The sequence below is a fragment of the Anoxybacillus sp. B2M1 genome (genome assembly GCF_001634265.1).
In the GTDB taxonomy this organism is placed as follows: Bacteria; Bacillota; Bacilli; order Bacillales; family Anoxybacillaceae; genus Anoxybacteroides; species Anoxybacteroides rupiense.
Genome location: NZ_CP015435.1, coordinates 361,548 through 382,888 on the forward strand (window position 1 = coordinate 361,548; position 21,341 = coordinate 382,888).

A 21,341-nucleotide genomic window follows, 5' to 3' on the forward strand; every position below is an offset into this window, starting at 1 on the left:
AAGGCATAGTCATTAGGGGGTTATATGCTATGTTGAACACAAACGGAGCTATACTAGAAGACATTATTCGCGAGAGAAGGTTTCGTCATGTTTTTCAACCGCTCTATGTATTAGAAAATTGGCAAATATTCGGATATGAGGCCTTGCTGCGCTGCGAGTTTTTTCAAAATCCAGAATGTCTTTTTCAATGGGCCATGGCAGAAGATAAATTGTATGATTTGGATATTTGTTCCATTGATCGTGCTTTGACATCGTTTTATGTGGAACATACCCAATTGTTTGTGAATGCGTATCCTTCTACAATCACTCATCCTTCATTTCCTGATTTTCTTGAAAAAATCAGAAACTGCTCGTTTTCTAATCGCAATATTGTATTGGAAATTAATGAGGCGCAAAAGGTGTCAGATGTAGGCTTGCTCAAAGAAAAAATCCGTTTTTTAAAGAGTAAGAAGTATGCCATTGCCCTTGATGATTTCGGCAAAGGGGAGACGTCTATGCGAACCGTCATGGAGTTGGAGCCGGATTTCGTCAAGCTGGATCGTTTCTATGCTGTCGATCTATCTACTTCAAAGGAAAAGCAAAACGAAATCCAACTGCTTTTGGAGTTTTGCCAGCCAAGAGATATATATGTTGTTTTGGAGGGAATCGAAGAGCCAAAGGATTTAGCGATGGCCAAAGCATTAGGCATTCATTTAGGACAGGGCTATTTATTAGGAAAGCCATCGCCTGTTCGCGGGGTGAACTAAAAGAGGGGAGGGTTTGTTGATATGGAAATAATGATAAGCGCAATTTTCGTGTGCCTATTTTTACTTATCTTCTCTCTTATCCTTTTTCATGCCTTTTATAAGCAACAATTAAGAAAAAAGGAAGAGCAAATTCATACGTTGAAGGAATCGGTAACCGATTTGCAGATCAAGCTAAAAGATAAGGAGAAAAGAAAAGCCTTTCGCGTGAAATTGTTTGAGCAGGAATGTCATTTTGAATTGCTTGAATCTGGAAATCAGCCATTAGGAAACCTTAAAAATAAAAAGGGAGCGGGACAAATTAATGATATAAGCCGTACGGGTTTACAAATAAGTTGTACGTTGGATTTGCCTGTCCGAAAACAAATTTTTTTACAGATTTATTTTGTTATTGATGGTGAGCCTTTCTCTCTGAAAGGGAGGGTTGTGCGGAAGGAAGAGCTGATAAACCATGTAATCTACGGAATAGAATTTGTTGATCTGCATCAAAAGGATCAGCAGAAGCTGCATCGATTGATCCAAAGGTTAGAAATTGAAAGGAAAAAAAATGCAGAATGACCGGGCTTTATGATCCGTTTTTCTTCAAGTCATGCGAAAGCAGCTTGAGGATGGAACGAATCTCCTCAGGGAAATTCATATCTAAAAGCTATGTCCGCATATTAAAAAGTCAATGGTATGATAAGCAATGTTTCAGGATGTCACAAGTTTGTCACTCTTTAAAAGTGACAAACTTGTGACATCTTTGACTTTAGTGGAGAAAGCGGTTGCAGTTATAATGAAATTACTTTCAATATTCAGAAAATTTATAGGGGGGATTCTTAAAAATGATTAAATACAAAAAATGGAGGATCATGGCGGTTGCTGGAACAACTACAGTAATGCTATTAGCAGCTTGCTCTTCCAATAGCACACAGCAATCGACAAATACAGCGGAACATAAGGTCGATCCTAAAGTACAGGTGGAGGCGCCTTTTGCAGGAGTTGTTGAAGGACTGCCGAAAATCACCGCTCCTAAAGGTTTTGACTGGAAACAGTTTCAGGGGGTTGAATTAAATGTCATCTCGGAGAACACTCCTCCTTCTTCAGCGTTGGCTGCTAATATCGATCAATTTGAAAAGGCAACAGGAATTAAAGTAAATATCGAACAAAGCGATTTAGGGACAGTTGTAGAAAAGGTAAGTCTTGATTTTAATGCTAAATCAGCGAAATATCACATTATTTATGCAGATCCATATCAAATTTTAGCAAAACAATCGCAAAACTTTGTTAATCTATATGATTTTATTAACGATTCGACTCTTCCTCCGATTCCAGGTGGACTTGACGATTTTATTGAGAGTCAGCTTGAAGTTGACGGTTATATGGGAAATAAGAAAGCACTATATGCTCTTCCTTACGATGCTCCAACGATGGTATTAGCGTATCGAAAAGATATCATTGAAAAATACAAAGATCAGTTTATGGCTGAAAAAGGGTTTGATTGGACGCCTGGTCCCAACTTAACGTGGGAGCAGTATTACGAGGCAGCAAAATGGATTACTGAAAAGGCAAAAGAGGGAGTAATTAAAGAAGTAAAATACGGAACGGGCCATCAAGCGAAGCAATATGATTCTTTAATGTGTGATTTCAGTAATATTCTTGCTGCAAATGGAGGAGATTATTTTAAAGAAACCAACCTTGGAAGCATCGGAAAATCAAATCCCGGAAAATCAGCGATGACTTCTGATGTTGCGATCGAATCTGCTCAGTTTTACAATAAACTTTTAAAAGTAGCTGCTCCAGGAAGCAGATCGTGGGATTGGTCAGGTTTAGCAGAAGCTTTTGCAGCGGGCGATATTGCGATGGCGCCAGAATTTCATGAATTTTCTTCTACTTTTGAAAATCCGGAAAAATCAAAGGTTGTAGGAAAAGTAGGATGGGCCGTTTTACCAAAAGGAAAGGTCAGAAGTGCGAATATTTTTGGCGGAACGGGCATCGGCATTAACAAATATGCCAGTGATAAAGAGAAAAAAGCAGCATGGTTGTTTCTTGTTTGGGCCACTTCGCCTCAATCACAATATATGATTCTCAAATCGGATTTAGGGGGATCGACTCCAACGAGACACTCTGTGTACGAATTGCCGGATGTACAAAAGGGAATGCAGCCGGGAACAGAGGAATCAAAACAAATGCCAAATTTATTGCCGATGGCAGCAACTTTAGAGGCATGGAAAAACGAAAACGTATATATGCGTCCGAAAATTCCTCAATGGCCGCAAATTGATACATTCATCTTTACAGAACTATCCAAAATGTTAGCCGGCAAACAAAGCCCGAAAGAAGCAGTAAAACGAATAGCCAAGCAAAGTGATGAAGCAACTGGAAATTGATGCTAAGAAACAGGAGGGGAGAGCATCTATCTCCTTTCCTAGCTATAAAGAAAGGAGTGAGGATGTGAATACAGAGTATTCGAAGGTATATGAACAAAAAACAATGTCTAAAACAAAAGGGTTTATCTCCTTTTTTACTAGACGTTTTAAAACGGAACATTGGATGCTGTTTCCTTCTTTAGCGTTATTGGCGATTATTAGTATCTTTCCGTTTATTTATTCGCTTTATGCTAGTTTCATGGATTTTATGCTGTCTATTGATCATCCCGATTTTAATGGAATAACAAACTGGAAAAAAATCTTATTGAATGAAACTTTTTGGTATTCTTGGGGACGGACGGCCCTATACGGTATTGCTGGTCTATGTATTGAATTGGTAGTAGGAGTGGGAATGGCGCTATTGATTTACGAATTGCCGAAGGGAAGAAATGTAATCATTACGTTGTGGATGCTGCCACTATTTGTCGCTCCGGTCGTTTCTGGTCTATTAGGGAGATTTCTTTTAAATTCCACCTATGGATTATATGCTTGGCTGCTCAGTCATATTGGAATCGATATTGAGATTTTGGGTGATGTACACACGGCAATGCCAGCCATTATTTTAATGGATGTTTGGGAATGGACGCCGCTCATTACCTTAATTGTTCTAGCTGGCTTGCAGTCATTGCCTGCAGAACCGTTAGAAGCCGCGCAAGTCGATGGAGCTAGTTATTGGCAAAGATTGATTTATGTAATCCTGCCCCTTTTGTTGCGAACGATCATCGTTGCATTACTTGTTCGTTCGATGGATATTCTACGTTTTGTTGACACAATTAAGATTACAACAGAAGGAGGACCGGCCGATTCTACTAAAGTAATTGGATACTATTTAATGGAGGTGGCCTTTAAGTTCCAAGACTTTGGAGCTGCTGCTGCTCTTGGTTTGACGATGTTATTTGTGACTATTTTCCTTGGAAAGAACTTTGTTAAATTAATAGAAACAGGAGGGGAGTAATCATGATGCGTTCCAAGCATGTGCAACGCTCGCAGTTGATTAAGTACACTAGCTTATACACCGTGATGATTTTAGCGTTAATTTGGGCTCTTCTCCCTATTATATGGATGGTGATGTCTTCTGTTAAAACGGAAGCGGGCATGTTTTCGATGCCTCCTAAATTCTTTTTTAAGCCGGACTTTGGAACCTTTAAGTTTATGTTTTCTGAAAAAGGGAATTTTGTTCACTATTTGGCGAACAGTTTAATAGCCTCTATTGTTTCTACAGCTATTTCTCTTATATTAGGAACATTAGGAGGGTATGCTTTAGCAAGGGGAAACTTTAAAAATAAAAAAGGGATCTCCTTTTGGATTATTAGTACGAGAATGGCGCCTGTACCAGCCGTTATTTTGCCGCTTTATTTAATGTTTGCTCAGTTTGGTCTGATCGGTAAGATGTGGGGGCTTATTTTTGCTTACACTACTTTTAATCTTCCTTTTGCGTTGTGGATGATGATGGTGTTTTTTAAGGAAGTGCCAGCTGCACTAGAAGAAGCGGCGATGATCGATGGTTGTAGTCGTTTTCAAGCGTTTTGGAGAATCGCACTTCCCCCAGCTGCTCCAGGATTAGTCGCAACCGGAATTTTATGTTTAATGTTTTCTTGGAATGACTTTATGTTTGCTTCCGTTTTTTCAGGACATGACACACAAACCATCCCGGTTGCCGCATCTTTATTAATAACACAAACAGGAGTAGCATGGGGGCAAGCGATGGCGACAGGGACGGTCATTATTACACCGATGGTCATTGCAGGTCTTGCTGTCAGAAAATATTTAGTACAGGGATTATCGATGGGAGCTGTTAAATAGCAAAATTTTTAATAAAAAGGAGAGAGTGAAATGAGCGTGGAACATACTGAATGGGCATATGATCCAATCGAACTTCCTAGGACGATGAAGGCAGCGGTTATGAATCAGCCTTTTGATATTGAAATAAAAGAAATCCCGGTTCCTGAGGTGAAGGGGAATGAGGTATTAGTAAAGGTCATGGCAGTAGGAATTTGCGGTTCTGATCTCCACTACTATGAGCATGGAAAAATTGGGAGGTACATCGTAGAGAAACCGATTATTTTAGGACATGAATGTTCCGGGATTGTTGTCGCCGTTGGTGAAGATGTAACCAAACTAAAGGTAGGGACCCGCGTTGCTATTGAGCCGGGTGTCACATGTGGGAGATGTGAATATTGCAAGCAGGGGCGCTATAACCTATGTCCAGACGTCCAATTTTTGGCCACTCCTCCTGTCAATGGGGCTTTTGTTCAGTATATTAAGCATCGTGAAGATTTTTTATTTCCTATTCCTAATGAGTTGTCATTTGAGGAAGCTGCACTCAATGAACCATTTTCTGTTGGGATTCATGCTGCTAAACGTGTCCAGCTTCAGCCGGGATCTACAGTAGCCATCATGGGTATGGGACCAGTTGGGCTTACAGCCATTGCGGCAGTGAGAGCTTTTGGTGCCTCGACGATCATTGTAACCGATTTGGAGTCCAATCGTTTAGAGGCTGCTAAGCGGTTAGGGGCGACTTATACGATTAATATTTTAGAAAAAGATCCGATTGGCGAGATTCAACGCATAACGGATGGAAAAGGGGTTGATGCCGCATTTGAAACAGCAGGCAATCCTAAAGCTTTGCAAACAGCGCTCAAAGCAGTGAAACGTGGTGGAAAGCTAGCGATTATCGGTCTTCCAGCGCAAGATGAAATTGCGCTTAATGTGCCTCTTATTGCGGATCAGGAGATTGACATATATGGAATCTTTCGCTACGCCAATACGTATCCACAAGGCATACAGTTTTTACGGTCAGGTCAATATGACTTCAAAAGTTTGATTACTGATCGCTATCCTCTAGAACAAACAAAAGAGGCTATGGAACGGGCACGAACGAATAAGCGGGAAAGCTTGAAGGTAGTTGTATATCCTAATGGAATCATTGAAGAATAACCAAGGGGAGAGGGAAATGTCTGTAAAGAGTAAAGTGAAAACGATGAAAGCCGCCGTATATAAAGGTCCTCATCATTTAGAGATTCAGGAATTGCCATACCCTCAGCCGGGATATGGAGAAGTAACGATTCAAGTTCAGTGCTGTGGAATTTGTGGTACAGACTATCATATTTTAGAGGGAGACTTTATTTCACCATTTCCTTTAGTCGGCGGGCATGAATTTTCAGGTACGATATTTGAAATAGGAGAGGGAGTTGAGGGGTGGGAGATTGGTGCGCGTGTTTCCATCGATCCATCTATTTATTGCGGGAAATGCTATCATTGCCGTAATAAACAATTTAATCATTGCAAAAATTGGAATGCCATTGGGGTGACAATCAATGGAGCTTTTGCTCAATATGTAAAAGTACCAGCTAAAAACCTATATAAAATGCAGGATACGATGACATTTGAAGAAGGAGCTCTCGTAGAGCCGATGTCGTGCGTAGCGTATGCTCTTGAGAGAACGAACGTCAAGTTTGGTGATAAAGTAGTGATTTTTGGTGGAGGGCCAATGGGAATGATGCTCGTCCAAGCAATGTCGGTAAGTGGCGCCTCAGAAGTGGTGTTGGTAGATATTGCAGATCAAAAATTAGAATTGTCCAAAGCCTTTGGGGCAACTTCTGCATTTAAAAACGATGAACATTTAGATCAGTTCATTGGCAGGACACAATATCCAAACGGGTTTGATATAGTGGTCGATGCAACAGGTATTCCTGCTGTCATTGAAGGAATGTTTCGATTTGCTGGTCCAGGTGCAAGAATCTTGCAATTTGGCGTTGCGCCGAACGATGGGAAAATTACGATTAATCCTTTTGAAGTCTATCATAAGGATTGGAGCTATTTAGGGACAATGGCCCTAAAATTTAATTTCTATCAAGCACTTTTTATGATCGAACGAAAACGTGTACATGTAGAATCGTTAGTGACAAAGAAAGTGAATCTGGAGGAGTTTGTAGAATATATGTCACAACCGAAAAACCCAGAAGATTGTAAAGTGCTTGTCTATCCAACATGGTAAGTAATTGGTGAACAAATATTCAAAACAAAGCAGGATCTTTTTTACATTTACACGAAATATAATGTATATGTCGGAAGAGATCGTACAAAAAACGATTAATGAGATGGCTAATTTGATATAGCAGGCAGTGTAAAAGATCTATTAATATATTAGGTTATCGTTTTACGAGGGCAAGTCAAAGACTTGCCTTTGTTATATAAAGGATTACGCCCTATGTTCGCTAGGGAGATGGACTAATCATGCTTAATCGACAAGCCACTTCGCTTGTAGGTTAACCCTGCTCTATTGGTCGAGTTGGTGCTTGAATCCCAAAAAGCATGCTTCTATTTTTTAGTCTAATCACATAAAAGAGATTCCCTTTGCCTTAACTGTTAACTGGCAAGGGATATAAACAACAAGAAGGAGAGAGGGCATAGTGAAGGCTTCAGTATTAAGCTCAAGACAGAAGGAGTTGTTGCGTGCACTTTTATTTGCGTCTAAGCCAATTTCTTATCAGCAGCTGTCAGAGCTGTTTAAGCTAAGCCCAAGAACGATCCGTCGCGAGATCGTTTCTTTAAAGTCCATTTTAAAGAACTATCATTTGGAGATTGTCAAAAAAATTGGCTCAGGAATTTTTATTGATGGTACGATCGAAGAAAAGAAAAAGTTGGAACATGATTTAATGGAAACAAAGACGTTTTCTGTTTTTTCTCCTGAAGAAAGGCAAGATGGTATTCTTTATGATTTATTAATGGCAAAGGAGCCTGTGAAATATTTTTTCTTTAGTGATAAATATGGGGTAGCGGAAACAACAATTAGCAACGATTTAGAGAAATTAGAACCATGGTGTGAAGCTTTTGGATTAAAAATGGTGAGAAAGCCAGGAACAGGAGTTTGGATCGAAGGGCCTGAGCACAAAAAAAGAATGGCTATATCTAGGCTTCTTCATAAAGATATAACGTTTGAGGAATGGTTTGAATTATTCCAGCTTTCGCAACAAGAGGAATATCCAACGGATAAGTGGCAATTAGAAAGTATTGTTCGTAAGCGCTTGCAAAAGTTTATACACCCCCCTCATATTTTAATCGTTGAACAGGCGGTTCAAGAAGTGATCGAGTCGCAAAATATGATCCATTTATCTGATCGTAACTATGTTAATCTTGTTGTCCATTTGTTATTAGCGGTAGAACGAATCAAATGCAAAGAAGTGAATATAGAAGTCCATGATTTTATCCCTAATATTGAAAGCGTTCCGGAATATATGATCGCTAAACAAATTGTGCACAAATTGGAAGAAAAGATGAACATTTCAATTCCAGAAATAGAAGTTAGCTATATTACTTTGCACCTGTTAGGTTCGCGTTCTAACGGCTATTCTTTATCAGATTATCATATATATTCTACTGATATTGAGTGGGTTGATTTAGTAAAAAGCTTTATCAGAACTGTAGAAAAACATCTTTCCACTTCATTGAGAGAAGACTTGATCTTATTGGATGGTTTGTTATCACATTTAGTACCAGCAATTAGTCGTTTGGCGCTAGGATTACAAATTCATAATCCCATGCTTGAAGAGATTCAGGCACGCTATCCACAAGTATTTTCTGCTTGTCACAAAGCTGCACGTGTTTTATCAGATAAAATTGGCAAGGATATTCCTGAAGACGAAATCGGTTACTTGGCTATTCATATAGGAGCGTCTATGATACGAATAAATGAAAAGACAAAGTATATTCATAAGGCGATCATTGTCTGTGCTAGCGGTATGGGAACATCTACATTCTTATCATCAAAAATCGCGAAGGAAATCCCTAATTTAAAAATAGAGAAAGTGTTGTCGGTAACAGAGCTAAAGCAATGGATGCAACAAAATAAATCGGTGGATCTGATCATTTCCACGGTTGCCCTTCCATTTGTAGATTCTCATCAATATGTAATAGTAAGTCCGTTTTTATATGAGGGCGAGCGAAAGTTGATTCAACAGAAATTAAGCGGGTCGTTGAAAAAGAAAAAAGAAGATGAGGAAATAAATTCTCATTTCTCCTCTATATCGGCTGTATCGGCAGCAAAATATGGAGAAGCAATGACTCAAATATTACGCAATACGATTATTATTCATCCTATAACAGCGTTGAATCCGATCTTGCCAACGCTTGTGGACTATATTAAAGATTTGCCGTTCGTTCATGATGAAATACAATTGCTGCAAGCCATTGAAAGACGGGAGAAAAAAGGGAGTTTTGTACTGAATGGACTAGCAATGATTCATACAAAATCGGACGGGATTAAAGAATTAGGAGTGGTTTTATTTCGCTTAAACGGTCCGATCAAATGGGACGGACAGGATGTATCTACCTTTTTATTATTAGCTGCTCCGAAAGAGGCTACGAAAGAGCATATTGAGATGATCAGTGAAATCAGCTCCAATCTAATTGAAGAATGGTTTTTGGAAGCTTTGATCAATGGAACAGAGAAAAAAGTAAAAGAGCAAATGGAAAAGCTCTTATCCCAAGCTTATGTTCTCAAAGTCAAAGCAATGGTAAAGGAGCCTGGCGTTCAATGAGGAAGCTTGGGCAGTTATTAAGTGCCATGATTTACCAAAATATTTCTGTCATCATTGCTGTTGGGATTATTCGTGAAATATTTGGGATATACGGGTATTTTTATAATGATCGAATTTTACTGCTTGTAAACCCGATTTATCAAACACTTTTGCCTATTTTATTAGCATATACAGGTGGACGATTGCTTGGAGGGCAGCGTGGGGCGGTTGTAGCGTCGATCGTAACTTATGGGTTTACCTTAGCAAGCTCTGTTCCCATTATTATTGGAGCCATGCTGATTGGACCATTGGTAGGATGGATGATTGATCGAATCGAAAGGAACATAAAACATAAAATTCCGATCGGATATGAATTGCTCATTTTAAATGCTTTAACTGCCATGTTAGGAATTGTTTTAACTGTTATTTGTTTTTTATATGTCGGTCAAGCTTTATCAGCTGTTATTAAATCGGTAAATGCTTTGATGCAAACGGTAATTAGCTCAGGATGGCTTCCGCTTTCAGCCGTTTTGATTGAACCGGGAAAAGTGTTGTTTTTTAATAATGTGATCAACTATGGGATTTTAGGTCCTTTAGGAATCCAGCAGGCGAAAGAGATCGGAAAATCGATCTTTTTCTTGCTGGAATCGAATCCTGGTCCAGGTCTTGGGATTTTACTGGCCTATTGGCTCAAGACAAAAAAAGAAAAACGAAGAGCGGTACAATTATCGATACTGATTCATTTTCTAGGGGGGATACATGAAATTTATTTTCCGTATGTCTTACGAAATTGGAAGTTGATATTTGCGGTTATCGGGGGAGGAATAGCTGGAAATATCATTTTTCAGCTATTCGATGCTGGTTTGTCTTCATTACCTTCTCCTGGAAGTATAGTTACAATTATTGGAATGAGCCCTCCAGATGATATTCTATTTGTTTTATTAGGAGTTCTTGGCTCAGTGTTTGTTTCGTTGTTTCTTGCTTTTATTTTGCTCGATAGTTCCTCCAGTGATGCACCGGAACAAGAATATCAAAAGCAGTTGGAAACTATAAAAACATTGCAGGATCTTGACAAATTCTCAAAAATACAAAAACTAGCTACCCCACAAACCTCTATGAAAGTTCCAGAGAAAAATATAGAAGCAAAAGAATTTTATCAATCGATTCACAGTATTGTATTTGTTTGTGAAGCCGGAATGGGATCTAGCGCCGTAGGAGCGGCGATGCTGCGGAAAAAGCTCAAAATGGCGCAGCTTGATATTGAAGTCAATAACGCTTCACTGCAAGATATTCCGAAACACGCAGATTTAATTATTTGCCATCAGACCTTTTTAAAGGATGTTCAAGAAGCAGTCCCAGAAAAACTGTATTATTCCCTGCAATCTTTTACTAATTTTCATGAGTATGAAGACTTGGTTGAAAGAATCAAAAATTCTTATAAAGAAACGTATCAATAGTTGAGATGAAATCGAAGAAAGATAGGATGAATACATGATGGTGTGGCTAGTGATTTTTGTTAGGATACAGATAAATGAATATCCACAGAAAAGTGGCTCAAGAATTGATGCATGTCCAAAATATTTTGATGTGCAGCTTATCATATGATTGTGAAAGCTATTTCAACAAAAACATTTAATGACAGACGAAGCGAATTTACGCTTCTTTTTTTGAAACAGCATGATTAGGCATACTGCTTGTTTTTGAAAAAGAAAATGAGGGCATGTTCAAAGGCTGCAGCCATGATCCGAAGTGCAGATGTACAGAAAAGATTTCCTAATTTACGAGTGTGAATGAGATGTTTGTGATTGATTGACAAGACGATAAACATTTGTTTATAATTTAAACAAATGTTTGAGAATGCTGAGGTGCATTCAGATGAATGAAAAAGAGCAACGAATTTTAACGCTCATTCGCAAAAATCCATTTATTACACAACAAGAATTAGCTGAACAGCTTAAGCTTTCGCGCTCGGCCGTGGCAGGCTACATCTCTTCGTTAACCAAGCAAGGGAAAATCGTTGGCAGGGCCTATGTGCTTCCAGAACCATCGCGGATTGTATGCATTGGGGGGGCGAATGTCGATCGCAAAGCGCAGTCGCTCTCAACCGTTCGGTTTGGTACCTCCAATCCAGTCACTGTTACGCAAAGCTGCGGCGGAGTCGCGCGAAATATTGCTGAAAATTTAGGAAGGCTGGGCGAATCGGTTTCTCTTTTAACCGTTGTTGGCGATGATCAGGAAGGAGAATGGCTGCTGGCGACGACAGGTGCCTATGTCGATATGAGCCAGATTGCAAAGCAAACCAATGCTCATACTGGCACCTACACGGCTGTTTTAGATGAAAAAGGAGAAATGGTCATTGCCCTAGCTGATATGGCGATTTATGACACGATTACCACTGATTTTATTCAAAAAAGATGGCCGTATATTTCTTCTGCTTCTATTGTGCTATTGGATACGAATTTTCCGAGCGAGGTGTTAACATTTGTGATTGAGCGCTGCCGCGAGGAAGGGATTCCGTTGTGTGTCGCGCCTGTGTCGGCTCCCAAGGTGAAAAAGCTGCCTAGCGACCTCCGCGGTGTGACATGGTTGATTGCTAACCGAGATGAAGCGCTCACCCTCGCAGGAATGGAAGGAGAAAGAACAGAAGCGGCAGGTGATTACATTCTTTCTCTTGGCGTCGAGCATGTCGTTATCACTTGTGGCGCCAAAGGGATTACGTACAAAACCCAGCGCGGAGAGAGTGGGACGATCGCTGCGCCGTCGATCGACGTTGCCGATGTAACAGGAGCGGGCGATGCGTTCGTTTCCGGATTTTTATACGGAATGAATCAAGGAAAATCGTTTGCTGATGCGTGCCGGCTTGGCATGAGCAGCTCCATCATTGCGTTGCAGACGAAGGAAACGGTTTGTTCGAGACTGAATGAACATGTATTGAACCAAACATGCCAACACTATTTTTCATAGGAGGCCAAACAAATGAATGGAAAAGATGTACTTGTACTATCAAAAGAAGTAGCAAAAGCAATAGAAGAAAAGCGACCGATTGTCGCTTTAGAGTCGACCATTATCTCCCATGGAATGCCATATCCGCAAAATGTCCAGACAGCGAAGGAAGTGGAACAGCTCATTCGGGAAAATGGTGCTGTGCCAGCAACGATCGCTATTTTGGACGGAAAAATTAAAATTGGCTTGAATGATGAAGAATTGGAGTTTTTGGGAACAAGCAAAGAAATTGAAAAAGTAAGCCGCCGTGATTTGCCATACGTCATTGCGATGAAAAAGCACGGAGCGACGACAGTAGCAGCGACTATGATTTGCGCGCATATGGCGGGAATTCAAGTGTTTGCGACAGGCGGCATTGGGGGTGTCCATCGCGGCGCTGAGCAAACGATGGATATTTCCGCCGATTTGCAGGAATTGGCGCAAACGAATGTAGCGGTTGTGTGCGCTGGAGCGAAATCGATTTTAGATTTGGGATTGACGCTGGAATATTTAGAAACGCATGGTGTACCGGTCATCGGTTATGGCACGGAAACGTTGCCAGCTTTCTACTCGCGGACAAGTCCGTTCAAGGTCGATTATCGCCTTGATGCTCCAGAGGAAATCGCTGCGTTTATTCAGACAAAATGGGAACTTGGTTTAAATGGCGGACTTGTGATTGCGAACCCGATTCCAAAAGAAGCGGAATTGGAAGAAGCATATATTAATTCAATGATTGCCGCCGCATTGAGGGAAGCGGAAGAAAAACAAATTACCGGAAAAGCCGCCACGCCTTTCTTGCTTGACAAAGTTAAAGCATTAACCGGAGGAAAAAGTTTGGAAGCGAACATCGCCTTAGTGAAAAACAATGCCGTACTGGCGGCGAAAATTGCGGCTCATTTGTGCTTATAAAGCATGAGGTAGAAATTCATAACGGCAAATATAAAAAGCGCTTGCTGCTTAATAGCAGTGGGCGCTTTTTATAGCTTCCGCAAGAGGAGTGAACCGTATCAAAAAGCGAGTGTCTCAACGATCAGAAAAGTTTGCAGCGTCTTTGTACGATAAAACATAAAAAACCGAACGACCGACCGCTTGATAGATCGATGAATGGACGATCAACAACGGTGTTTGGGCGTCCGGCCATCAAAACAGCCTGTTAAACGATTGTGGCTGCTCGCTTGAAAGAGCTATAGATGTCTCGTGGTTTGGCTTGGGTATGAAGGGTTGCGGCGGAAACGCTGACGAAGATAGGGAATTACCCAATAATCCACCCCCCATTTTCCTGCATTAAAGCCGGCAACGAGCAAAAAGAAGGTAAGCAGTACCATCTGCGGATTGGTGCTGGTTGTGCCGGAAAACATAAAGGCAAAGTTCATCACGGCTCCCATAAGCGCTGAGAAAGTGGTGAATATCCCAAGGATCAATGCGGCACCAACCAGAATTTCTCCCCATACTACTAGCACATTAAAAAATTCGACATTTGGCAAAGCGACATGCTTTAAAAACGCTGCCCACCATCCTTGGACGGCTGGATGCTCACCTGAGGAGTTAGCGATCGCTCCTTTTAAAAAGCCGGTTGCATCAAACTCGCCGGTTTGCTTTTCCCATCCTGCTGTCAGCCAAGTATAGCCAAGATAGAGCCGTATTAACAGTAGAATGAAGGCTGCGCTGGCCTGCTGTCTTAACCAGTTTATAAACATCCCCATAGTCCCCCTCTATAAGTTTTTATATTTCTTTATTTATATAAATGCAGATTGTTTGTCCAACCTTCATTCGATGGCTGACGGTCAGTCGCTCAATCTGCCTTTATATCATTTTGTTCGGTCTATCTTGACTATTACAGATACAGCTTAACATTTTGATTTTGTATTGATATGAAGTTTAGGCCCGTTTTTCAGTCTTTGTCACCCATATGCGCAAGGATGGCACGTTGGCCGAGTTGATTCGACTGTCCATTCTCCACAGATTCTTTATGCTATCTTCAGATGCCATTTATGATAAAAAGATAGTTGTTTATCGTCATGAAGGATCGGTTATTCTAGCTGTGATAGCTTAATAGTTTCATCATAAGTGGGAATAGTTGGCATAGTCAAGAGCTTTTACAGATAAAATGATGAACATTTATGGACGCGTTTAATTCGTTGAAGGAATGAAAGCTGCCGGTTGAAAACGAACCAATAAAAGAAGAATGATTTGCTTGCCTTTCGTTGCCATTGGAAAGCAGAGGCCAGCGCTTTCTCTTTTCAGCCATTAATCTGTCGTCTGTTTTATCAAATTATATATAATATAGATGTAACGTATCGTATGAACATTTGCATAGATGCGGAGTTTTTCAATCTTCAAGTTAAGTTGTAAATAAGTCTCACTGTTTGGTAAACATCATCAATGGAGCCCTCTTGATTCGTTGTATTGTTTAATATATCGATCGAGAAGGTTCCTGTCTCATCACAAAGTGGAGGTGGAAGAGATGAGCGAATGGCGCAAGCATCAAGATTTAGCGGCATTGAAGCAAGATGTGGAGCCGTTTCTTGAGCGTCATGAGGGTGAAAATTTTGTTGCTCTCTCTCTTCAAACCGATCAGCACCCTTTTTAGTTTGAAAAAATAAACAATACGGGGGAGAACGATGGCAAAATATATTAGCATTTTTTTTCTTGTTGTAGGTGCGAGCTTCATTTTGTTTATGCTGTTTGGGAGTTTGTTGGATAATGGAGGAGACCCGGCAGAAGGGGCTGTTTATATTTTTGGGACGATCATCGTGCTTTTGCTTTCCTTTATCATTGCTCAGATGTTTTACCTCCTCCATGTTATTCGCAGGAAGCGCTAAGCCGGTGTTGTCTGTCCATGGTTCGAGCATAAAAAAGCAACGTTCGTAAAATTCCTTCAATTTTAAAACTGCTGTTTTTCGTGTTGGTTAGAATACATCATGAATCCCAGTTATTTCCTATCGCTAAAAACACATCCAGCGGAAAAAACGCCAAACGATGTTGATAAATAGCCAATATCCTATAAAAGAATAGGTGTGGCTCCATTGAGAGGTATGAATCAACCAGCCTGCAGCCTCTGCCCCTGCCTCCAAAAGAGCCATCCAAAAGCTTAGAGCGACCGCAAATAAACTTCGTTGCCAAGGCTGTAGCTTGGTCATAATGAAAAGAAAAAGCAGGGAAAAGGCGGAAAGTCCTAGTGTTGTAAAGAGAATATGAATAGGAAAAATTGCAGCCAGCGGACGTTGAGGGAAAGTATACCATCCTTTTCCTGTGAAGTATAAATCCAAATATGTTCCAAGCCAAGATGAAAGAAGGGCAGAAGCGATATAGGCCCGCTTCGTTTCGGTTCTAAAAAAACTAGAATAAGTGGCTTTTGGCGGTTGCTGCCAGCTCCAATTTTTCGAGCGTTTTACAATAGGCATTTGAGATCTCTCCATTCAACCATTCACTGTTTTTCGCTAAATAATGGACAACGCTTGGGTCTGTGAACCAATCTCCTTGTTCCGCTTCTTGATGCTCGACATTTTTCCAAACATACAAAAGCGGCGGGCTATAAATGCGCGGCTCTCCTTCTGAAATCTGGCAATCTTTTATTCTGCGGCGGTATGGCTGGCCAGGCAGCGATTCACGGACATCATTAAATAGATGTGGCCAGTAGTCTTTTCTCGTTCCTGTGTGTGGGTGGCGCGATGCCCAACGCACGGCTCTCTCCAATGTATCGTTGTCTTGGAATAATAGAGCATATAGCCGTTTGCCGAGCATGATTCGCTCATGTAGCGACTGAAAGTGATGAATCGTTTCACCCATTAGCACCGTCTGACCTTGTTCATCCTCATACGGAAATAAAATGTGATTCAGGCTGAAAAAGTCCTGGATTTTAAATTCAAGTGCTTCAAAGACTTTTTTTTGAAAGACAGGATGCTGAATGACCCGTTTTTCTAAATAGTTTTGCTCATTAATGACGAGGGCGATGGCAAGGATATATGGATCGTTGTAGCGCCAAAAATGATTCCAAATTGTTTCCATAAATAATGACACATGAAAACAGGGTAAAAGATAAAATAAAGGGATTCCTCTTTTTTTACTTTCTTCATACAGCAAAAATTGCGGATAAATATCTTGAAAAATCAACCAGTTGCCTCTTTCTAAAAAAGAAAAAAAAGCTTGCTGCTCCTCTTCTGTCAACAAAGCAAGCAGCCATTCTCCTTTTAAGTCAGTCATATTCCAGCCACCGTTTCGCGAAACCATATGTCCTAAAAATGCCCAATGAATTTCGCGATGCCTCTGATAAAAATCAAGATAGGCAGCGGTTCTTGTAATATTGTTCACATTGCTTATTTGTGTGCGGACGCGAATTTGTCGTAGTAAACTCCTTTCTTCCGCGGATAAATCTTGTTCGGTTATGCGATTGCCTCTTCGTTTTTTCTTTTTCAACTCCATTTGAATAGCGGCGAGAAAGGGAGAAAGGGAAGGAGCTTTCTTCTTGAACCAGCACATGCGAATCACTCCTTCTGTGAATCATTTGGCTTCTATACGAATAAGTATGAAAGAGAAAGCGGTGAGATTACAGGAAAAGGATGGAGATAGGCAATGCCGGATGAACGGAACCGATTGGTCGCTTTGTTAAAACGGGCGCAAGCTTCTGACGGATCATGGCGCCATCCGTTTGAAACAGGTATTTCGACAGATGCTTATATGATCATCTTATTACGTTCTTTAGAAATAAATGATGAACAACTTATCCAATCGCTGGTGGAACGAATTGAAAGCAGGCAGGAAAATAATGGGGCGTGGAAGCTATTTTATGATGAGGGAGACGGAAATGTAAGCGCAACAGTCGAGGCTTATTATGCGTTACTTTATTCTGGTTACCGGCGAAAAAGCGATCCTCGTTTGCGAGCAGCGAGAAGACGGATTTTAGAAATGGGGGGGATCGAAAATGCTCATATGTTTACGAAATTTATGCTAGCTTTGACGGGACAGTATCGCTGGCCACCGTTTTTTCCGCTTCCATTAGAATTTTTGCTTTTACCACCTTCATTTCCGCTGCACTTTTTTGATATTTCGGTATACGGGCGGGCTAATCTCACGCCACTCTTAGTTTTGTTGGATAACAAATACAGCCGGAAAACGAGCAAAAGCCCCAATCTTTCGGAGTTATTGGGAATGCGCGGGGAGGGAGAGGACTGGCGAGAGATGCGTACAGACCGCGGGTTTCTTTCCTATGTGAAACAATCGATTCTTGGATGGCCTGCGCATATTCGCGCGGCAGCGAAGCAGCGCGCGATTCAGTATATGTTGAAACATTTAGAGACAGATGGAACTTTTTATAGTTATTTCAGCGCCACTTTTTTAATGATTTTTGCGCTTCTTTCAGAAGGATATTCCAAAGACCATCCTGTGATTGCTCAAGCCATTGAGGGATTAAAAAATTTTCGCTGCACCATTGATGGACAGACGCACATACAATATACGACGGCACATGTATGGAATACAGCATTAGCCAGCTATGCATTGCAGGAAGCAGGAGTGCCGCCGACAGATGATGCCATTCAAAAAGCGAATCACTATCTGCTTTCTCGTCAGCACTATCGATATGGCGATTGGGCGATACATAACCCATACAGCCCACCGGGAGGATGGGGATTTTCTGATATCAATACGATCAATCCAGATCTTGATGATACGACCGCTTCTTTACGAGCGATTTACCGAATGGCATCAGAAGAAGGAGCGTTTCGTCAAGCGTGGGACAGAGGGATCAGTTGGTTGTTCTCTATGCAAAATGATGATGGCGGTTTTGCTGCTTTTGAAAAAAATGTAGATCGTCGACTATGGCGTTATTTGCCAATCGATGGGGCGGAGTTTTTGCTGTCAGATCCATCAACGGCCGATTTAACGGGAAGAACTTTGGAGTTTCTTGGTACATTTGCACGTTTAACAAAAGATCATCCAACTGTTGCTTATGCGGTAGAATGGTTAATGGATCATCAAGAAAAAAATGGTTCTTGGTATGGGAGATGGGGAATTTGTTATTTGTACGGCACATGGGCGGCGATAACAGGGATGGCTGCTGTCGGGGTTCCTTCCACGCACTCGTCGATGCAAAAAGCGATTAAGTGGCTGTTAAGTATTCAGAACAGTGATGGCGGTTGGGGAGAATCTTGTAAAAGTGACAGCGCTAAAGCGTATATACCGCTAAGGACTAGCACGGCGGTTCATACAGCATGGGCTCTTGATGCGTTGGTTGCCGTATTCGATCAGCCTATTCCTGAAATGGAAGCGGCGCTTCGTTTTTTGCAACAATCGCTCAATAGCAAAGATTGGACGGTCTCTTATCCGACCGGTCAAGGGATGGCAGGGGGATTTTATATTCATTATCACAGTTATCGTTACGTTTTTCCGCTTTTGGCGTTGAGCCATTACGAGAATAAATACGGATCGTTTACTTCGCAAAAGTCTTAACATTATAGAGTGCTCGATTCCTAGAAAGGCGAGCGGCGAATGAAATCAGGCAATAAAAAGAGAGATACAGATTCTCCTAACGGCCGGAGGCGAGTCTGTGGACATGTATACGCTCTCTGAACGATTAGAAAGAAAAACGGATCTTTTTCCGGCTGTTTTGCTCTTTTTACACAGAAAAAATATGGATTTTCCGCTATGATATAAGCTAGCATAACTGAAATCGATTTCATATGTCCCAAAACAAACTCGTTCAATTGGCTGCGATTCAACATATCTAAAATCGCAATGGCGTTTCATGGTCTGGTCGGCTCTATTTGTCACTTTGTTGATGGGGCTTTCCGCTGGAACATCTTTGCGTTGTGATGTCTGATATGTGATCATTCTTAGCACGGGGCCCTTTTCGCATGCAGAAGATACTTGACTTCCCATGAAGTGATTGATTGATGACAGCCGCTGTTATCAATGCTCTCTGCTTTTTGACATACAGAGTAAAGGAACATAGGGGGTATCTTGTTTTGTTGATAGCAGCAGAAAAAAGCGAGAATAAGTAGGCTGAGAATGTTATTTACATATATCATTTGGACTCTACATTTATATATTAGGATGCTCGCCTGTCTATGAAGAACGGATTCGGCGACGTATGAAATGGAATGGATGGTGAAGATGGGGGGAACAAAAATGAAACCATTGCCGTTGCATCAGTATGGTCTTTCCGCTAGCCGGCTTGTATTAGGCTGCATGGGGCTTGGCGGTGGATGGAATGAGCACCCGATTACAAAAGAGGATGTGAAGCAAGCGCACGAAGCGATCGAATCGGCCCTTTCGGTGGGCATCAACATGTTCGATCACGCTGATATTTATGCCTTAGGTAAAGCTGAAAGAGTATTTGGTGAAGTACTCAAAGAGCAGCCCGAGCTAAGAGAAAAAATATTCATTCAATCCAAATGTGGAATTCGTTTTAAAGAAAGTCCAAGTGCTCCGAAACGGTATGATTTCTCAGAGGAACATATTCGCCGTAGTGTGGACGGCATTTTAACAAGGCTTGGAGTGGAGTATCTCGACATTCTTCTGCTTCACCGCCCTGATCCGCTTATGGATCCGGAAGAGGTAGCCCAAGTGTTTACGGAATTAAAAGCGTCTGGAAAAGTCCATTGGTTTGGCGTATCGAACATGAGCGCTGGACAGATCCGCTTGCTGCAATCGTATTGTGATATGCCGTTGATCATTAACCAGCTGGAAATGAGTTTAGCGAAAATCGGCTGGCTGGAAACAGGTGTTCATGTTAATCAAGAAGCTGCGAAAGAAAGTGTATTTCCTGAAGGCACCCTTGAATACTGCCGATTGGAAAATATTCAGATTCAAGCATGGGGATCACTTGCACAAGGTGTATTTTCGGGACGATCATTAGAAGGACAACCTCAGTCGATGAAACAAACGGCAGAACTCGTTCAAGAAATGGCAAAGCAGAAACAAACAACACCGGAAGCGATCGTGCTAGCATGGCTGATGGCTCATCCGGCAGGAATCCAGCCCGTGATTGGTACGGCAAATCCAGTCCGTATTCGGGCATGCGCGGAGGCCATCAATACGACATTGACAAGAGAGGAATGGTATGCTCTCTATGTCAGCTCAAGGGGCCGCGAGCTTCCTTAATTTAGGGGAGTATCAATGAAGCAGTGAAGCGAACAACGGGCAGGAGATCACTTTGTGCTATGCAAGCTCTTTGTTCGTGGGCTGTAATTTAACATATTTACCGAGAAATCTCCCCCTCTAAACGGAGTGGAGACGGGAGGTTCATTAGGTGGATCTTTAACGATCGGTGTCCGAACAACGAACCGCTTCATAGGAAGGAGTCTGAAAGCGTCGTTGTTCGGTTTTTTTATGCGCTCGCGTGAAAAAAGCAAGTGACTGGTTTCTGATTCTTCAAACATGCACCTTTAGACTATAACCAGAATAGTGTATGCGTTTGTCATCGCTTTTGTTTTGGAAAGAGCGAATCCCTTGTGACAGCGACGAAAGACATAGAACCTTTTGGTATTCTTTGTTCATGTTTAGCTACATCTAGCAATAGACCATGGGTGGAAGACAAACCTATTTTTGATATGCCTTTTCATAGTGAAACACATAAGCTGTTTTCCTGTTTGACGAAGCGGAAGGACCAAAAAGAACGATGCCATCCTTGTAACTGGGGATCGAGGTGGCGACTTCGCTCCCTTCTTTTTTTTTCCTATACCCTTGCCCGG

17 protein-coding genes are annotated in these 21,341 nt (G+C 41.4%); 13 read left to right on the top strand and 4 right to left on the bottom strand.

Translation table 11 applies throughout. The annotated features are described in order from the left end of the window. Positions 1 to 29: 29 nt before the first annotated feature. The 11 genes from GFC28_RS01845 (at position 30) to GFC28_RS01895 (ending at position 13,560) form a co-directional block, all read left to right on the top strand. The gene (locus tag GFC28_RS01845; protein ID WP_044746379.1) at positions 30 to 746 is read left to right on the top strand and encodes an EAL domain-containing protein; all 717 of its coding nucleotides are present in this window, start codon (positions 30 to 32) and stop codon (positions 744 to 746) included. A gap of 21 nt (positions 747 to 767) precedes the next feature. Continuing rightward, the gene (locus GFC28_RS01850; protein WP_231883448.1) at positions 768 to 1,301 is read left to right on the top strand and encodes a PilZ domain-containing protein; all 534 of its coding nucleotides are present in this window, start codon (positions 768 to 770) and stop codon (positions 1,299 to 1,301) included. A gap of 266 nt (positions 1,302 to 1,567) precedes the next feature. Continuing rightward, entirely contained in the window at positions 1,568 to 3,112 is a 1,545-nt protein-coding gene (locus tag GFC28_RS01855; protein ID WP_052661038.1) for an extracellular solute-binding protein, read from the top strand. 64 nt (positions 3,113 to 3,176) lie between these two features. Beyond that, positions 3,177 to 4,106, top strand: coding sequence for a carbohydrate ABC transporter permease (locus tag GFC28_RS01860; RefSeq protein ID WP_231883447.1), 930 nt, complete (start codon positions 3,177 to 3,179; stop codon positions 4,104 to 4,106). Between the two features lie 2 nt (positions 4,107 to 4,108). After that, positions 4,109 to 4,954: a carbohydrate ABC transporter permease gene (locus tag GFC28_RS01865; protein WP_231883446.1), complete on the top strand. Its 846-nt coding sequence runs from the start codon at positions 4,109 to 4,111 to the stop codon at positions 4,952 to 4,954. Between the two features lie 30 nt (positions 4,955 to 4,984). Continuing rightward, positions 4,985 to 6,088: an NAD(P)-dependent alcohol dehydrogenase gene (locus tag GFC28_RS01870; protein ID WP_044746380.1), complete on the top strand. Its 1,104-nt coding sequence runs from the start codon at positions 4,985 to 4,987 to the stop codon at positions 6,086 to 6,088. A gap of 16 nt (positions 6,089 to 6,104) precedes the next feature. Further along, complete coding sequence (locus GFC28_RS01875) at positions 6,105 to 7,148, top strand: zinc-dependent alcohol dehydrogenase family protein (RefSeq protein WP_197478859.1); 1,044 nt, start codon at positions 6,105 to 6,107, stop codon at positions 7,146 to 7,148. 415 nt (positions 7,149 to 7,563) lie between these two features. After that, on the top strand, positions 7,564 to 9,690 hold the full coding sequence (locus GFC28_RS01880; protein WP_044746381.1) for a BglG family transcription antiterminator: 2,127 nt from the start codon (positions 7,564 to 7,566) through the stop codon (positions 9,688 to 9,690). After that, positions 9,687 to 11,126 (top strand): PTS transporter subunit EIIC, encoded by a 1,440-nt coding sequence (locus tag GFC28_RS01885; protein ID WP_044746382.1) that lies wholly within the window; start codon positions 9,687 to 9,689, stop codon positions 11,124 to 11,126. The genes GFC28_RS01880 and GFC28_RS01885 overlap by 4 nt, the downstream gene beginning before the upstream one ends. Before the next feature lie 418 nt (positions 11,127 to 11,544). Further along, positions 11,545 to 12,633, top strand: coding sequence for a carbohydrate kinase (locus GFC28_RS01890; RefSeq protein ID WP_044746383.1), 1,089 nt, complete (start codon positions 11,545 to 11,547; stop codon positions 12,631 to 12,633). A 12-nt stretch (positions 12,634 to 12,645) separates the two neighbouring features. Beyond that, positions 12,646 to 13,560, top strand: coding sequence for a pseudouridine-5'-phosphate glycosidase (locus GFC28_RS01895; RefSeq protein ID WP_044746384.1), 915 nt, complete (start codon positions 12,646 to 12,648; stop codon positions 13,558 to 13,560). Between the two features lie 275 nt (positions 13,561 to 13,835). On the opposite strand, the gene GFC28_RS01900 is transcribed toward GFC28_RS01895, so the two are convergent. The 4 genes from GFC28_RS01900 to GFC28_RS01915 all read right to left on the bottom strand — a co-directional run bounded on the left by GFC28_RS01900 (position 13,836) and on the right by GFC28_RS01915 (position 17,130). After that, positions 13,836 to 14,348 (bottom strand): DoxX family protein, encoded by a 513-nt coding sequence (locus GFC28_RS01900; RefSeq protein ID WP_044746385.1) that lies wholly within the window; start codon positions 14,346 to 14,348, stop codon positions 13,836 to 13,838. Positions 14,349 to 14,987: 639 nt separating this feature from the next. Beyond that, complete coding sequence (locus GFC28_RS19135) at positions 14,988 to 15,533, bottom strand: hypothetical protein (protein WP_156487500.1); 546 nt, start codon at positions 15,531 to 15,533, stop codon at positions 14,988 to 14,990. A 63-nt stretch (positions 15,534 to 15,596) separates the two neighbouring features. Continuing rightward, positions 15,597 to 16,055: a CBO0543 family protein gene (locus tag GFC28_RS01910; RefSeq protein ID WP_172798629.1), complete on the bottom strand. Its 459-nt coding sequence runs from the start codon at positions 16,053 to 16,055 to the stop codon at positions 15,597 to 15,599. Continuing rightward, positions 15,991 to 17,130 carry a DUF2515 domain-containing protein gene (locus tag GFC28_RS01915; protein WP_044746387.1) on the bottom strand — a complete coding sequence of 380 codons (1,140 nt, stop codon included), beginning with the start codon at positions 17,128 to 17,130 and terminating at the stop codon, positions 15,991 to 15,993. Before GFC28_RS01915 ends, GFC28_RS01910 begins: the two co-directional genes overlap by 65 nt. A 93-nt stretch (positions 17,131 to 17,223) precedes the next feature. Between GFC28_RS01915 and shc the strand changes: the two genes are divergently transcribed. Together shc and GFC28_RS01925 are read left to right on the top strand one after the other, a co-directional pair. Further along, positions 17,224 to 19,098, top strand: coding sequence for a squalene--hopene cyclase (gene shc / locus GFC28_RS01920; protein ID WP_044746388.1), 1,875 nt, complete (start codon positions 17,224 to 17,226; stop codon positions 19,096 to 19,098). Positions 19,099 to 19,776: 678 nt separating this feature from the next. After that, a complete protein-coding gene (locus tag GFC28_RS01925; RefSeq protein WP_156487501.1) occupies positions 19,777 to 20,751 on the top strand; it encodes an aldo/keto reductase in 975 nt (324 codons plus the stop codon). The last annotated feature ends 590 nt before the right edge of the window (positions 20,752 to 21,341 follow it).

Excerpts from the sequence above, each read along its gene's own strand:
- GFC28_RS01910 (WP_172798629.1), bottom strand. The coding sequence starts at position 16,055 with ATGCCTATTGTAAAACGCTCGAAAAATTGGAGCTGGCAGCAACCGCCA.
- GFC28_RS01890 (WP_044746383.1), top strand. The coding sequence starts at position 11,545 with ATGAATGAAAAAGAGCAACGAATTTTAACGCTCATTCGCAAAAATCCA.
- GFC28_RS01895 (WP_044746384.1), top strand. The coding sequence starts at position 12,646 with ATGAATGGAAAAGATGTACTTGTACTATCAAAAGAAGTAGCAAAAGCA.
- GFC28_RS01870 (WP_044746380.1), top strand. The coding sequence starts at position 4,985 with ATGAGCGTGGAACATACTGAATGGGCATATGATCCAATCGAACTTCCT.
- GFC28_RS01915 (WP_044746387.1), bottom strand. The coding sequence starts at position 17,130 with ATGTGCTGGTTCAAGAAGAAAGCTCCTTCCCTTTCTCCCTTTCTCGCC.
- shc (WP_044746388.1), top strand. The coding sequence starts at position 17,224 with ATGCCGGATGAACGGAACCGATTGGTCGCTTTGTTAAAACGGGCGCAA.
- GFC28_RS01850 (WP_231883448.1), top strand. The coding sequence starts at position 768 with ATGGAAATAATGATAAGCGCAATTTTCGTGTGCCTATTTTTACTTATC.
- GFC28_RS01845 (WP_044746379.1), top strand. The coding sequence starts at position 30 with ATGTTGAACACAAACGGAGCTATACTAGAAGACATTATTCGCGAGAGA.
- GFC28_RS01875 (WP_197478859.1), top strand. The coding sequence starts at position 6,105 with ATGTCTGTAAAGAGTAAAGTGAAAACGATGAAAGCCGCCGTATATAAA.
- GFC28_RS01865 (WP_231883446.1), top strand. The coding sequence starts at position 4,109 with ATGATGCGTTCCAAGCATGTGCAACGCTCGCAGTTGATTAAGTACACT.
- GFC28_RS01900 (WP_044746385.1), bottom strand. The coding sequence starts at position 14,348 with ATGTTTATAAACTGGTTAAGACAGCAGGCCAGCGCAGCCTTCATTCTA.
- GFC28_RS01885 (WP_044746382.1), top strand. The coding sequence starts at position 9,687 with ATGAGGAAGCTTGGGCAGTTATTAAGTGCCATGATTTACCAAAATATT.
- GFC28_RS01855 (WP_052661038.1), top strand. The coding sequence starts at position 1,568 with ATGATTAAATACAAAAAATGGAGGATCATGGCGGTTGCTGGAACAACT.
- GFC28_RS01925 (WP_156487501.1), top strand. The coding sequence starts at position 19,777 with ATGAAACCATTGCCGTTGCATCAGTATGGTCTTTCCGCTAGCCGGCTT.